The sequence below is a fragment of the Shewanella sp. NFH-SH190041 genome (assembly GCF_024363255.1).
GTDB lineage: Bacteria > Pseudomonadota > Gammaproteobacteria > Enterobacterales > Shewanellaceae > Shewanella.
The window spans coordinates 55081-68925 of the sequence record NZ_AP026070.1 but is presented as its reverse complement, the minus strand read 5'-3'; the positions used below and the strand labels follow the sequence as shown (position 1 = coordinate 68925).

Genomic DNA, 13845 nt, shown 5'->3' with positions numbered 1-13845 from the left:
CCTGTATCATTTAAGCCCTATTCCCATGTAAACACAGCGTAAACAATAACCTCAGTTTATCTAATGGATGAGAACATCATTATTTGCTGGTACAGCATGCAATATAAATTGCAACATAGACTAAATAGCCGACTTATTACTAAATCGGCTGCGTCAGCAAAAACGAATAAAATATCTACATTAAAATTAAGCCACGATATTAAAGTTTGAAGTGCTCTACCATGGTAGCCAAACGCCCGCGCGTATTATCTAGAGAAGAAGAAGTTGTTAAGGTTGCCTGGCTGTTTTGATTAAGCTTATCAACCATTTCCCGAATGGTTGTCAAATTACGATTAATCTCTTCCGCAACAGAACTTTGCTCTTCTGCCGCGGTTGCAATTTGGCTGGTCAATCCATTGATATCAAAAACGTAAGTATTTAACTCTACTAAATTACGAGTAACCACAGATGTCGTCGTTGCCGTCACTTGACAACTCTTTTTCGTTTTTTCCATTGCCGCAACAGCTGAATCGGCCCCACTACGCAACTTCTCCAGCATATTGTTGATTTCAGAAGTACTGGCCTGCGTTCTTGCTGCCAACGCCCGGACTTCATCAGCAACCACGGCAAAACCACGCCCCTGTTCCCCGGCTCGAGCAGCCTCTATCGCCGCATTTAATGCTAACAGATTGGTCTGTTCTGCAATCTCGCCAATCACATTCAAAATAGAAGCAATCTGACGGGTATTCTGGTTCATCTCATTAATCGTATCTGCGGCAGCATCAACCTCACAGACTAACGCCGCCACAGTACTCTATGCTTGCTCAACCGCGGTTTTAGAACGCTCCCCTTGATCGCTGGCATTTTGCGTAAACTGAGCCGCTGAAGATGCATCATGGGCAACATTATGCGCGGTCGCACTCATCTCAGCCATTGCCGTCACCACCTGATCAGTTTCAATCGTATGGGCTTGCAGTGCATTGGTATTCGCCTCTGATTGCACCTGTAATTGTGTCACTTGAAAAGACATATGGTGGGTTGCAGAACCGATATCAGACAGCAGAGTACGCAGATAAACAATCACCTTATCCAAGTCTGCCGCAAGGGAAAATAACTCATTCCTCCCTTTGATATTTGTTTTATGTGTCAGTTCTCCCTTAGCCAAACGCCCCATAACAGACTTAATCACATTAATCACAGCAACCAATTTACGACTGGTAATAATAGCGGCAATAACTGAACAAATGATCGCCAAAAAAATCAAACTGATCATCACCAATTTTACTAAATGAATTGCCTTGGTCGTGTTGGCCCCCAACACCTGATTGCGCTGAATAATAGCACCAACAATATCAGTAATTTGTTCGCTCACTTTAGGGCCTAATACCTGCCGCCGCTCTGTCAGCTCAGGCTTGGTATTCATCTGCTTTGCTAATGCTAATTCATGCTTATACAGTTGAATATACTCATCAATTTCAGACCTTAGATTAAATACATTCTCAGCCTGTGCCCCCAAGAAATTCACATTCAAGCCGGCTACAACAGCGAGCTCTTTCTTAAGAGCCTGCTGATAGGTTTCAGCTTCAGATAAATTCTGCTTAAAGGTTGCTAAACGCAGTTGGAAAAATTGCTCTCTGATAAGGGTGAAATCGGAAGACAATTCAGTATTTCTTAATAATCTCTGATTAGTATGATCTAAATGGTTAAATGATACATATGCATAAATTCCAATTACAACCATCAACACATTAGCAAGCATGGATGGGAAAAGAGTCAAAATACTCGTTTTAATATTTCTGATCATAGGAGGGCCTATATACTGACGAAATAAAGCGGGTCGCCAAACCATAATTAACATCGACACACACATATTAAAATTCGTCTTATTTTCAAGTAAATAGACCATAAAGAGCACAAAATAAACACTTTGCTCTGTTTCTACGCTATCGTAAGCTAAAGGTTAATCTAATCCCTATATAAAAAAGAAATATTGCAATTAACTTTTTAAATTAATAAAACACAAATATTTGATATTTAAGAAATAAATATTATTACCCCTCAATTAATCAACAATAAAAAAACACCCCAAAAATATAATGAGACACTGATCACACTTTCATGAAATAGCATCATTTATGAATATGTGTTTAATAATTGTTTTAATTGATATGATTAAAATTAGCATAACGCTAATTTTATTCGCCTAACATAGATATTCTATTAATTTACTGAATATTGTAATTGATATTTAGCTTGCCATTTGTGCAAAAGAATAAAAAAATATTCTCATCTCTGCTATAAATAAAATATCTCTTATTTGCTCAGACACCAATAAGAAATCTCATGACAATCTAAAAAACACTATAAAAAATAGTGTCATTAGACAAAAATCCAAAGCGAGTAGTTATACTTACTCACTCGACAGTAAAAAATAAATGCAAACAATATTCAATATTTCAGGATAAATATTTAAATCGCCAATTTTAAAAATCATTTCCTAATAATTAACTTTAATATAATTATTAATATTAACATCGATAAATATCGGCATGAAAATCATCACGAACAAGATAGTGTTTATCTCTTAATTCTATATCAACCTCATTACCATATGTTGAAGATATTTTGTACTTCTCCGCATTTATTTATACGTTGAATATAAAACCGCAAAATACATCTTTACCCGTACATCAAATCATAAAGAAAGTATTTTTTTCTAACATTTTCATCCCCCATCAAGATACAAAAATTATCAGTCTCAAACATCAAGTGATGACCACACCTTTAACCAGTCTATTGATTTACAGACTAAAAATGGGGTTGCACTATCCCTGCAAGCATTAACAATAGACAACAAAAAACCCCGCGTTGACGGGGCTTTTCAGTCATAAAATCATTCAATAAACGCTATGACTCTTTGTACTTCAGCGTACCGTTTGCCTTGATTTCATCAAACCACAGGTTGTGATGTTGGGTTGCCCAATTCTCATCACAGTAGCCAGAAATCATGCACTCCATACCCCCTTCAGACATAGCGGTGGCCATAAAGATATGTACGATGGAGAAAGCACAGATAATGATGGCACTAATACCGTGCAGGATCAGCGCAATCAAACTCAAGGTACGGCTAGGCTCAAACAGATTAGGGAACAGCAACAACATACCAGAGGCAGAAATCACTAGCCCGAACAGTGCAAAAGTCCAGAACCAGAGTTTCTCCCCGGCATTAGCAAACCCGGCATCCGGGTGCTGACCTTTGAACGGACCAAAATTGATATAACCGCCCACGACCATAAACCATTTAACGTCGTACATTTTGGGCATCTGGTTCTTGGCCCACAACAGGGTCATCAGTACCCAACCGATCATAAATGGAATGGCAAACACATCATGGATCTGCTTAGCACCGTATACCAGCGATGCCCAGAAGCCTTCGCCAATAAACGGCTGCACAAAGAAACGCCCAGCCAATAATACTAACCCGGTCAGGATCAATAGCAGACACGGCAAAGCCCCTAACCAGTGAATGGCAACATCAGACTTTGACCAGCGGTATACCATCTTGCCGGAAAAACCATGGTGTAGCTTAGAGATACCATTGACCTTGATAAACACCAAAAAGACAGCAATCATGCCAAACAGCGCAGCCATCAGCGCCGGGGCTAACCAATCTGCCCGCAGATCTAATACCCGTAAATCATAGGTATTAATCGCTTGACCGTGAAACTCACTTTTTGATGCGGTGTAACCTGTGACGCCATCTTTCAGTTGCGCCCAAACCTGCGCGTCCTGAGCTTGAGCCACGACCTGTTCACCGCCATTAGCAAAGCAAACCGCGCTAAAGAGTAGCGTGAAAGCAATGCCCAGATGTTTGAACAATCTGTTCATACTCTATCCCCTTATGCTGCCCCCGCAGGGGCAGTGGATAAATGCTGTCAGCTTGGATTATTTCCAGGCTGCATTGTTGGCGCCACGGTAAGCGACCCGCTCACGGAAGATAGCTGACACCATATCCGCATCACCGGCCAGCAGTGATTTGGTGGCACACAACTCCGCACACATCGGCAATTTACCTTCAGCCAAACGGTTAGCACCGTACTTTTTCAGCTCTGCTTCTGAGTGATTCTCTTCCGGACCACCAGCACAGAAAGTACATTTATCCATTTTTCCTCGGGCACCAAAGGCACCACTTTTCGGGAATTGCGGCGCCCCAAACGGGCAGGCATACAGACAGTAACCACAGCCGATACAGGTATCTTTGTTATGCAACACCAAACCATCTTCAGTGCGGTAGAAGCAGTTAGCCGGACACACCGACATACAAGGAGCATCACTACAGTGCATACAAGCCACTGAGATAGAAGCTTCACCCGGTTTACCATCATTAATGGTCACGACCCGGCGGCGGCTGATCCCCCACTCTAAAGCAGAGGCGTTTTCGTTTTTACAGGCAGTGACACAGCCGTTACATTCAATGCAGCGCTTGGTATCACACAAAAATTTCATTGTAGCCATACTGGCATTTCTCCTGATGTAAGCTGCGTTTAGACTTTGGCGATTTGACACAGAGATGCTTTGGTTTCCTGCATCTGGGTCACTGGGTCATAACCGTAAGTCAGTGCCGTATTACAGGACTCACCCAATACGTAAGGCACTGTGCCTTGCGGATAGTTGGGCGCTAAGCTCTCGCCATGCATCACACCGGCGAAGTGGTATGGCATCCATGTCACCCCTTTAGGAACTCTTGGGGTCACCATGGCCATCACGTGGATCCGGCCACCTTCAGCGCCTTCCAACCACACCATTTCACCATCACGCAGCCCGCGGTCCGCCGCATCAGCCGGGTTGATTTCAACAAACATTTCCTGCTGCAGCTCAGCCAGCCAAGGATTGGAGCGAGATTCCTCCCCGCCGCCTTCATACTCCACCAGTCGGCCGGAAGTCAGCACCAGCGGGTACTTGCCAGAAACATCTTTTTCCTGAATTGAGCGATACAGCGTTGGCAGACGGTGCACCTGCATATCGTCATAGGTCGGGTACTTAGACACCAGATCCCGACGCGCGGTGTACAGCGGCTCACGGTGTACAGGCACCTTGTCCGGGAAGGTCCAGACAATACAGCGCGCCTTCGCGTTACCAAATGGAATACAACCATGCTTTATCGCCACACGGACAATGCCGCCGGACAGATCAGTCTTCCAGTTTTTGCCTTCAGCCACAGCCTGCTCTGCTGCGGTCAATTCATTCCACCAGCCGAGCTGTTTCAGCAGCTTGTCGGAGAATTCCGGATAGCCATCTTCAATCTCACAGCCCTTGGAGAAGGTGCCTTCCGCCAACAGGTTTTGACCCTGATACTCCACCCCATAACGGGCGCGGAAGTTACCCCCACCGTCTTTCACATGCTTACTTGTGTTGTAGAGGATCTGGGTACCCGGATGTTTAGCTTCCGGAGTGCCCCAACATGGCCATGGCAAACCGTAAGTCTCACCACGGCATGGACCGCCGTCCGCTTCCAGCGTCTTGTTATTGAATGTGCCCCAGTTTTGGGTATGAGCTTTGATCCGCTCAGGGCTCTGGCCTGTCATACCAATAGTCCACATCCCCCGGTTAATTTCCCGGGTAATGTCTTCTACTACTGGCATATTGTTTTCAATCTTCCAGCGCTTGGCCCATTGCTCCGCCACTCCGACTTTTTTCGCCAGCATGTACATAATTTCAATGTCGTTTTTAGACTCAAACAGAGGTTGGATAACCTGCTCGCGCCACTGGATAGAGCGGCCAGAGTTGGAGATAGAGCCGGTCGCCTCAAACTGGGTCGCTGCAGGCAGTAGGTATACCCCGTTTTTGCGACGGTGCATCACCCCGGCCATCGTCGGGAATGGGTCAACCACGACGACGGTATCCATACGGTCCAGCGCATCACGCACTTCTGACTGACGGGTTTCGGTATTAACAGACTGCCCCCAGAAGAAGGCCAGACGGACATTATCTTGCTGCGCCAGCTTATCTTTTTCCAGCAACACACCGTCATGCCAACGGGAACAAGGGATACCCGGCGTTGTCATCGGCTCACGGCCCAGATAAGTGCCGTGATCGAAGCGACTCTTCATCCACGCCATATCCAGCTCCCAGACATTGGTCCAGTGCTGCCATGCCGCAGAAGTCAAACCGTAGTAGCCTGGCAAGTTATCAAACAGCAGACCCAGATCCGTCGCACCTTGAACATTATCGTGGCCACGGAAAATATTGGTGCCGCCACCAGACACGCCCATATTGCCCAGCGCCAGCTGTAAAATACAGTAAGCACGGGTGTTAGCATTGCCCACATGGTGCTGAGTTCCCCCCATACACCAAACCACAGTGCCAGGGCGGTTATCCGCCATCAGCTTAGCTGCCTGATAGATGGACTCTTCCGTAATGCCACAGATATCTGCCACTTCTTTTGGCGGGAATTTAGCAACTTCCGCGCGGATGGCATCCATTTCAAAGACACGGGAGGCAATAAAGGCCTTATCTTCCCAGCCATTGGCAAAAATGTGCCACAACATACCGTAGATAAACGGAATATCAGTACCGGGACGAATAGCACAGTGCAGATCCGCATGGGCCGCCGTACGGGTAAAACGAGGGTCGACCACGATAATCTTGGCGTTATTTTTCTCTTTGGCGATCAAGATGTGCTGCATCGCCACCGGGTGAGCTTCAGCCGGGTTAGCACCAATAAAGAAGATCGCGTTCGTGTTTTGAATATCGTTAAACGAGTTAGTTTGCGCACCATAACCCCAGGTGTTGGCCACACCGGCTACAGTGGTAGAGTGACAAATACGGGCAGAGTGATCGACGTTATTGGTGCCCCACATCGCGGCCAGTTTACGGTAAGCATAACAGCCCTCGTTAGAGAACTTGGCGCTGCCCATAAAGTAAACTGAGTCCGGACCAGATTCCTGGCGGATCTGCAGCATTTTATCGCCCACTTCATTGATGGCCTGATCCCAAGAAATCTTTTTCCATTTGCCATCCACCAGCTTCATTGGATACTTCAGTCGCTTCTCACCATGGCCATGCTCACGTAAAGCAGCACCTTTGGCACAATGACCACCGGCGTTGAAAGGATGATCAAAGGCTGGCTCCTGACCGGTCCATACCCCATTTTGTACTTCAGCGTACAAGCCACAACCTACCGCGCAGGCACTACACACGGTGCGTTTAACTTCAATCGGGGCGTCATAAGGTACGTCAGCAGCTTCTGCCCGACGCATCATCCCTGTGCCCATCAAAGAAGCTGCGGCAATACCACCGGTAGCAATACCGGCATGCTTCATAAATTGACGGCGGTTAATCCCCATACTGGCAGCTTTGACCACCGGGGTTGCTGTTCTGCGAGTTAACTTCATCGCTGGACTCCTGATTAGCTGCGCAGGCTATTGTAATAAGCACGAATGTGCGCAGTTTCGTGATAACCATCTTTTGATGGCGTATTGGTTTTGGCTTCATTTGCCTGTACTGCAGGGATCCCGGCAGCAGCAATTGCGACCCCGGCAGCGCCACCTACAGTCAGCTTTTTCAGCAGTGACCGGCGGCTCATATCGGGCATTGACTTTTTCATTGCGACTCCTAATTTCAAGTGTTCCGGCAAGCCGAAACGGCAGATAGTCCTGACTTACAGCCAGTTAAAAATAAGTTGCAAATCAGTAGCAAGCCCTGACAAAACAACTGCTTTTGTCGAGCTTGAAAGCAATATAAAAGAAAAGGCTAAAGAAATACCGGCTAAACCAAGGATTAACAGCGGAATTAATGGAGGTAAAATATAAATTTGCAGACGAGATCACACAGAGTGAACAAATGAGACAAATCAACAAAAAGCTGATATATAACACTAATTTAAGCACAATTACACAAGTATCAAAATGATACATAAAGCACTTAAAAATAGATATAAGTACAGCTAGAACCAAAAAACAAAACCAAACAGAAAAAACAGCCAAATAAAAAACATCTGCACATGCGATAAAACCAATATTTCAATATGTAACACACAAAAACTGCCCACAATGCCGATAAAACACGCTCGACATTATTCGCCTGTTGCAGGGAGTTATGTGTTATCGCAATCAGAAGATGTTCAGACAAAAAAAGATAAAACGTTAAATCAGCTTGCAAGGGCAACAGCCCCAAGTATGAAGCATAAAAAACCCGCAATGCTGCGGGTTTTTATTAAGGGTTAACCAGTAGCTTACTTATACTGCAATGTGCCATTTTCCTTGATTTCATCGTACCAGAGGTTGTGATGCTGAATTGCCCAGTTTTCATCACAATAACCAGATACCATGGACTCAAGACCACCTTCACTCAATACGGTCGCCATCCAGATGTGCACTATGGTAAATGCAATCAGCACAGCGGCACTGAGCCCGTGGATCAGCAGTGCCAACATCGAGCTTTCCCGAGTAATGGTCAGCTCAGGCAACACTAAAATTACCCCGGTAATGGAAATAAACAGACCAAATATCGCCAGTGTCCAAAACCAGAGTTTCTCCCCGGCATTAGCAAAACCACTATCCGGGTGTTTGCCTTTAAATGGTCCGAAATGCACATAGCCTCCGGCAGTGGTAAACCACCTTAGGTCATACATCTTGAATGTCTGCTTTGGCATCCATTTCAAAATGCTCAGAACCCAAGCCACAATGAACACAGGCCCGGTCCAGTCATGCACTGTTTTACTGCCGTAGATCAGCGCCGCCCATACCGATGGCGACAACAAATCTTCAAAAACATGCCGCCCCAACATAATCACTATGCCGGTTAGCATCATCAGCAAACAACTGATGGCCATAATCCAGTGCAGAACTCTATCGGTTTGGGTCCAGCGCAGTACCATTTTGCCGGAAAAGCCTTTGGTCAGTCGCGCCGGGCCATTGATAAAGTAAAACACCAAAAACAGCCCAAACACCCCAACTAAAGCGAAGCCCAAAATGGGCACAGAGTAAGTATTGTGAAATACCCGCCCTTCTTCACCAAAGGCATTGATTAACCTCCCGGCTTCAAATGTCTGAGCCGGCGTATACCCAGTATCCCCAGCTCGGACGGCGCGCCAAAGATCCGCCGTCGAGGTTTCCGGATGTCCCTGTAGTTGGGTCAGCTGTTGCTGCTCTGCTGCAACATAACGCTGCTGCTCAGCTAAGCGATCCGCCTCCAACTGCTGCTGATTATCCGGTGCAGCCTGCACAGCCATACCTAACATGGCACAAATCAGGCTTAGGCTGAGTAACAGGCGGTGTAAGTGTGTGCGTAACATCATCTCGCCCCCCGTTATCAGTTACCTGTGTCAGGAATGTAACCCCAGATGGTGCCAGGCGTGCTACGGGCTGACACCCTTGCCCGGTAGATACTGGATATCACCTCTGCATCCCCGGCAAGCAAGGCCTTGGTGGAACACATCTCTGCACAGAGCGGTAATTTACCCTCGGCAATACGGTTAGCCCCGTAAAGTCGACGTTGCTCTTCAGAGAAGTTCTCCCCCGGCCCCCCGGCACAGAAGGTGCATTTATCCATTTTTCCCCGGGAGCCAAAACTGGTTTTACGCGGAAACTGTGGCGCCCCGAAAGGACAGGCATAGAAGCAGTAACCACAGCCTATGCAGGTCTCTTTGTTGTGGAGCACAATGCCCTCATCCGTAGTGTAAAAACAGTTGGCCGGACACACGGCTTTACAGGGGGCATCAGTACAATGCATACAGGCAACGGATATAGATGCCTCACCCGGCTTACCGTCATTGAGCGTGACCACCCGGCGGCGCTGGATCCCCCAAACCAAGGCCTCATCATTGGCATTGGAACAGGCGGTGACACAACCGTTACACTCGATGCATCGCTTGGTGTCACACAAAAATTTCATGACTGCCATAAGAATCTCCTCATCAAGTGTCAGGCTTTGCTGATCTGACAAAGGGTGGCCTTGGTTTCCTGCATCTGGGTCACCACATCATAGCCATAAGTCATTGCCGTATTGGCCGACTCCCCGATCACAAACGGCTCTGTCCCAGCAGGATATTTCTTGGCCAGACTCTGCATTTCAAACACCCCGCCAAAGTGGAACGGCATAAAGGTTTCCCCGGGGACGACCCGAGGTGTCACCATCGCCGCAACGCCGATTTTGGCGCCTGAGGGGCTGTGCAACACCACTTTATCGCCATTACGGATCCCTCGGTCTTGGGCATCTTGTGGATTTATTTCCACATACATTTCCTGCTGCAATTGGGCCAGCCAGGCATTAGAGCGAGTTTCCTCACCACCGCCTTCGTATTCCACCAGCCGGCCTGTTGTCAGTACCAACGGGAAATCCCTAGCAAAGTTCTGCTGCTGAATGGATTTATACAGGGTTGGGAGACGGGCAACCATCCGGTCATCATAAGTCGGATACTTAGGCACTAAATCCCGTCTTGGGGTATAGAGAGGCTCCCGGTGGATCGGGATGTCGTCAGGGAAAGTCCAGACGACACATCTGGCTTTAGCATTACCGTAAGGCGAACAGCCATTGGCAATGGCGACCCGCTGAATACCGCCGGAGAGATCGGTTTTCCAGTTGCGCCCCGTCGCAGCCTGCTGCTCTTGCGGCGTCAGTTGATCCCACCACCCTAGTTGTTTCAACATCTTGTCAGTAAATTCTGGATACCCATCCTCAATGCCACTGCCCAGTGACCAGGAATTATCGGCCAGAATATTGACGCCATCATGCTGTACTCCGAAACGGGCGCGGAAGGTACCACCACCGTTGCGCACTTCTCGATCCGTTCGATAGAGGATTTGGGTCCCAGGGTGTTTCATCTCCGGAGTCCCCCAACATGGCCATGGCAAGCCATAGGTTTCTCCCGCACAGGGACCGCCAGAGGCTTCTAAACTATCAACACTGAAGGTACCCCAGTTTTCCTGGTGCTGTTTTAAGCGCTCCGGACTTTGACCGGTATAACCGATAGTCCACATGCCGCGATTATATTCCCGAGTAATATCTTCAATCAGGGGCTCAGTACCATTGACCTTGATATGCTTAAACATCTCTTGGTCAAAACCCCATTTTTTCGCCAGCAAATACATGATTTCATGATCCGGCTTACACTCAAACAGCGGCTCGATCACCTGACTACGCCACTGTAATGAACGGTTACTAGCAGATACCGAACCATAAGTTTCAAACTGAGTTGTTGATGGCAGTAGGTATACGCCATCTTGCCGTTCTGGCAGCACCCCGGCGATAGTGGGATAAGGGTCAACCACCACGACCATATCCATTTTATTCAGCGCCTTACGAACATCCGGCCCCCGGGTTTCAGTGTTGACGGACTGTCCCCAGAAAAACGCCATTCGGATATTGTCGCGCTGGGCAATTTTATCCTTGTTTTCCAGTACCCCATCAAGCCAACGGGAACAAGGGATACCAGTGGAGTTCATCGGCACCTGACCAAGATATGTCCCTTGGTCAAAACGCCCCTTCACCCATTCATAATCCAGATCCCACACCCGGCTCCAGTGTTGCCAAGAGCCCGTTTTTAAACCGTAATAACCGGGTAAAGTATCAAATAACAGACCAAAATCTGTCGCCCCCTGTACATTATCGTGACCGCGGAAAATATTTGTCCCGCCGCCAGACACCCCCATATTGCCCAGCGCCAACTGCAAAATACAGTAACTACGGGTATTGGAGTTTCCCATGTGGTGCTGGGTCCCACCCATACACCAAACAATGGTACCGGGCTTATTTTCAGCCATTGTTTTTGCGACGCGATACATCTGAGCTTTCGGCACACCGGCTACGTTTTCCACCACCTCCGGCGGGAACTTTTTTACCTCTTCTCGGATGCGATCCAAGCCATATACCCGCTCTTCGATAAACTTTTTATCTTCCCAGCCATTTTCAAAAATGTGCCATAGTAAGCCGTAGATAAATGGAATATCCGTCCCCGGCCGCAGATGCACGTATTCATCACTCTTAGCCGCGGTGTGGGTAAAACGAGGATCCACCACAATCACTTTGGCGCCCCGCTCTTTCCCCACCAGAATATGCTGCATGGCGACCGGGTGAGCTTCACAGGGGTTTGAGCCAACAAATAGCATCACCTTGGCGTTACGCATATCATTGATAGAATTAGTTTGCGCGCCATAGCCCCAGGTATTCGCTACCCCGGCAACCGTAGTGGAGTGGCAGATCCGCGCGCTGTGGTCAACATTATTGGTGCCCCACATGGCAGCGAATTTGCGATACAGATAGGCCTGTTCATTATTGAATTTGGCACTCCCCATAAAAAATACGGAATCAGGGCCAGATTCTTTGCGGATTTTCAGCGCCTGAGCGCCTACTTCCTCAATGGCCTGTTCCCAGCTGATACGTTTCCATTTACCACCTTCCCGTTTCATCGGGTATTTCAGGCGTTTTTCGCCATGACCGACTTCCCGAACAGCAGCCCCCTTGGCGCAGTGACCGCCAGAGTTGAAGGGATGATCAAAAGCAGGCTCCTGATCGGTCCACACTCCCTGTTGTACATGGGCGTAGATACCGCAGCCAACGGCGCAGTGGGAACAAATGGTTTTTTTAACTTCGACAGGTGCGTCGTGGGGAATAAACTCGGCATGCGCTTTGCGCATCAATCCTGTACCCAGTACTGATGCTGCGGCTACGCTGCCGGCAGATAGACCGGCAGTTCTGAGAAACTGGCGGCGATTGAGCCCCAGACCTGGCTTTTCAGCGGGTTTGGTCTGGTTCGATGTGCGTGTCAGTTGCATCACACATCCTCCTGTAGGTTGTGATACGGCTGATCCAGTACTGACCGGTATCAGGGTATCGTCGCGTCCTGACAACTACGGCTTATGCAGATGGTTACTGCTGCAATGAGGCGTAATAGGCGCGAATGTGGTCTGTTTCTTGGTAACCCTCACCTTTAACTGCTTTGGTGACTGCTTGTGATTCAGCGCGTGCTGTGCCCGCAAGGACAACAGCGCTACCTGCCGCACCGCCTGCAATCAAACGTTTTAACGCTTGACGTCGACTGATGCCGGAAGCCTGCTTCTTCATAAGGTCTCCTGATTTATCAATGGAATACTAAATTTTTAGTATTCCCGTTTATGGGGATATCCCTGTCCCCGGCGAAGTACAGCCGCACCAGCTTTCGCCGGCGCGGCCGCGCTTGAGGATCCCCGGATCCTCAATTCACCCGGACAGTGCCTTCTGTCTCGGGTTGAATATCGTCATTACCGGGACAATTCACCGGAATATTCAAACTTAACTGTTCAAACTCCACAGCTTCCAGCGCAAAAAAGGCTTTTGCTAACTGTGCCACCGTGGCATAAAACGCTGCACTGGGAGCCTCGGCTAATTTATCGCAGAAGCGGGCAATCCAATCGCCCATATGACGCTGATAAAATGCCAATTGACGGAAGCTAGGGGCTTCCAAGATCAACGTCCCCATCACTTCACACAGAGCTGCCACATGATCTTCAGGCTCTTTCACGTCCTCTTGACGGGCAAAGCCCAACTGCAGCAAATCTTGACGCAATAATGCCAGAGGCTTATCCATCAGCGAACCGGTAACGAACCAACTGCCATAGGGCAGGATTTCACCGCAACCGACCCCGATAAACAGGGCAAAATATTCGTCTTCCAGCTGCTCTGGGGTAAATTGACCAGCGGCCAATTTCAGCGCCAGCCAAGCCTTGGTCATATCATTATCCTGATCGGTATCCACCTCCAGCTGAGCCAGAAAATCCAGCAATTCTGCAGTGGGTGAGCGGCGCAGCAAGGCGGCGATCAGCTGATAGATATCAGCCCGAAGTTGATCGTTTTCGCTAATTTGTCTTACTGATTCTGTCATAGAGGTCT

Annotated in this window: 11 protein-coding genes; all 11 read right to left on the bottom strand. The window is 48.0% G+C overall.

The window, feature by feature from the left end; genetic code table 11:
- Nucleotides 1-199: 199 nt before the first annotated feature.
- Complete coding sequence (locus NFHSH190041_RS00305) at nucleotides 200-787, bottom strand: methyl-accepting chemotaxis protein (RefSeq protein WP_261923355.1); 588 nt, start codon at nucleotides 785-787, stop codon at nucleotides 200-202.
- Between the two features lie 6 nt (nucleotides 788-793).
- Nucleotides 794-1894: a methyl-accepting chemotaxis protein gene (locus NFHSH190041_RS00300; protein WP_261923354.1), complete on the bottom strand. Its 1101-nt coding sequence runs from the start codon at nucleotides 1892-1894 to the stop codon at nucleotides 794-796.
- A 992-nt stretch (nucleotides 1895-2886) separates the two neighbouring features.
- Nucleotides 2887-3867, bottom strand: coding sequence for a formate dehydrogenase subunit gamma (locus NFHSH190041_RS00295; protein WP_261923353.1), 981 nt, complete (start codon nucleotides 3865-3867; stop codon nucleotides 2887-2889).
- Between the two features lie 57 nt (nucleotides 3868-3924).
- On the bottom strand, nucleotides 3925-4494 hold the full coding sequence (gene fdh3B / locus NFHSH190041_RS00290) for a formate dehydrogenase FDH3 subunit beta (RefSeq protein WP_261923352.1): 570 nt from the start codon (nucleotides 4492-4494) through the stop codon (nucleotides 3925-3927).
- Nucleotides 4495-4523: 29 nt separating this feature from the next.
- Nucleotides 4524-7373 carry a molybdopterin-dependent oxidoreductase gene (locus tag NFHSH190041_RS00285; RefSeq protein WP_261923351.1) on the bottom strand — a complete coding sequence of 950 codons (2850 nt, stop codon included), beginning with the start codon at nucleotides 7371-7373 and terminating at the stop codon, nucleotides 4524-4526.
- 14 nt (nucleotides 7374-7387) lie between these two features.
- Entirely contained in the window at nucleotides 7388-7585 is a 198-nt protein-coding gene (locus tag NFHSH190041_RS00280) for a twin-arginine translocation signal domain-containing protein (protein WP_261923350.1), read from the bottom strand.
- A 627-nt stretch (nucleotides 7586-8212) separates the two neighbouring features.
- Complete coding sequence (locus NFHSH190041_RS00275) at nucleotides 8213-9274, bottom strand: formate dehydrogenase subunit gamma (protein WP_410010858.1); 1062 nt, start codon at nucleotides 9272-9274, stop codon at nucleotides 8213-8215.
- A 17-nt stretch (nucleotides 9275-9291) separates the two neighbouring features.
- On the bottom strand, nucleotides 9292-9882 hold the full coding sequence (gene fdh3B, locus NFHSH190041_RS00270; protein ID WP_261923348.1) for a formate dehydrogenase FDH3 subunit beta: 591 nt from the start codon (nucleotides 9880-9882) through the stop codon (nucleotides 9292-9294).
- Nucleotides 9883-9902: 20 nt separating this feature from the next.
- Complete coding sequence (locus tag NFHSH190041_RS00265) at nucleotides 9903-12752, bottom strand: formate dehydrogenase subunit alpha (protein ID WP_261924986.1); 2850 nt, start codon at nucleotides 12750-12752, stop codon at nucleotides 9903-9905.
- 94 nt (nucleotides 12753-12846) lie between these two features.
- Nucleotides 12847-13041: a formate dehydrogenase gene (locus NFHSH190041_RS00260; protein ID WP_261923347.1), complete on the bottom strand. Its 195-nt coding sequence runs from the start codon at nucleotides 13039-13041 to the stop codon at nucleotides 12847-12849.
- Between the two features lie 130 nt (nucleotides 13042-13171).
- Nucleotides 13172-13837 (bottom strand): molecular chaperone, encoded by a 666-nt coding sequence (locus tag NFHSH190041_RS00255; RefSeq protein ID WP_261923346.1) that lies wholly within the window; start codon nucleotides 13835-13837, stop codon nucleotides 13172-13174.
- Nucleotides 13838-13845 lie beyond the last annotated feature (8 nt).

Excerpts from the sequence above, each read along its gene's own strand:
- NFHSH190041_RS00255 (WP_261923346.1), bottom strand. The coding sequence starts at position 13,837 with ATGACAGAATCAGTAAGACAAATTAGCGAAAACGATCAACTTCGGGCT.
- NFHSH190041_RS00295 (WP_261923353.1), bottom strand. The coding sequence starts at position 3,867 with ATGAACAGATTGTTCAAACATCTGGGCATTGCTTTCACGCTACTCTTT.
- NFHSH190041_RS00280 (WP_261923350.1), bottom strand. The coding sequence starts at position 7,585 with ATGAAAAAGTCAATGCCCGATATGAGCCGCCGGTCACTGCTGAAAAAG.
- NFHSH190041_RS00285 (WP_261923351.1), bottom strand. The coding sequence starts at position 7,373 with ATGAAGTTAACTCGCAGAACAGCAACCCCGGTGGTCAAAGCTGCCAGT.
- fdh3B (WP_261923348.1), bottom strand. The coding sequence starts at position 9,882 with ATGGCAGTCATGAAATTTTTGTGTGACACCAAGCGATGCATCGAGTGT.
- NFHSH190041_RS00265 (WP_261924986.1), bottom strand. The coding sequence starts at position 12,752 with ATGCAACTGACACGCACATCGAACCAGACCAAACCCGCTGAAAAGCCA.
- NFHSH190041_RS00260 (WP_261923347.1), bottom strand. The coding sequence starts at position 13,041 with ATGAAGAAGCAGGCTTCCGGCATCAGTCGACGTCAAGCGTTAAAACGT.
- fdh3B (WP_261923352.1), bottom strand. The coding sequence starts at position 4,494 with ATGGCTACAATGAAATTTTTGTGTGATACCAAGCGCTGCATTGAATGT.
- NFHSH190041_RS00275 (WP_410010858.1), bottom strand. The coding sequence starts at position 9,274 with ATGTTACGCACACACTTACACCGCCTGTTACTCAGCCTAAGCCTGATT.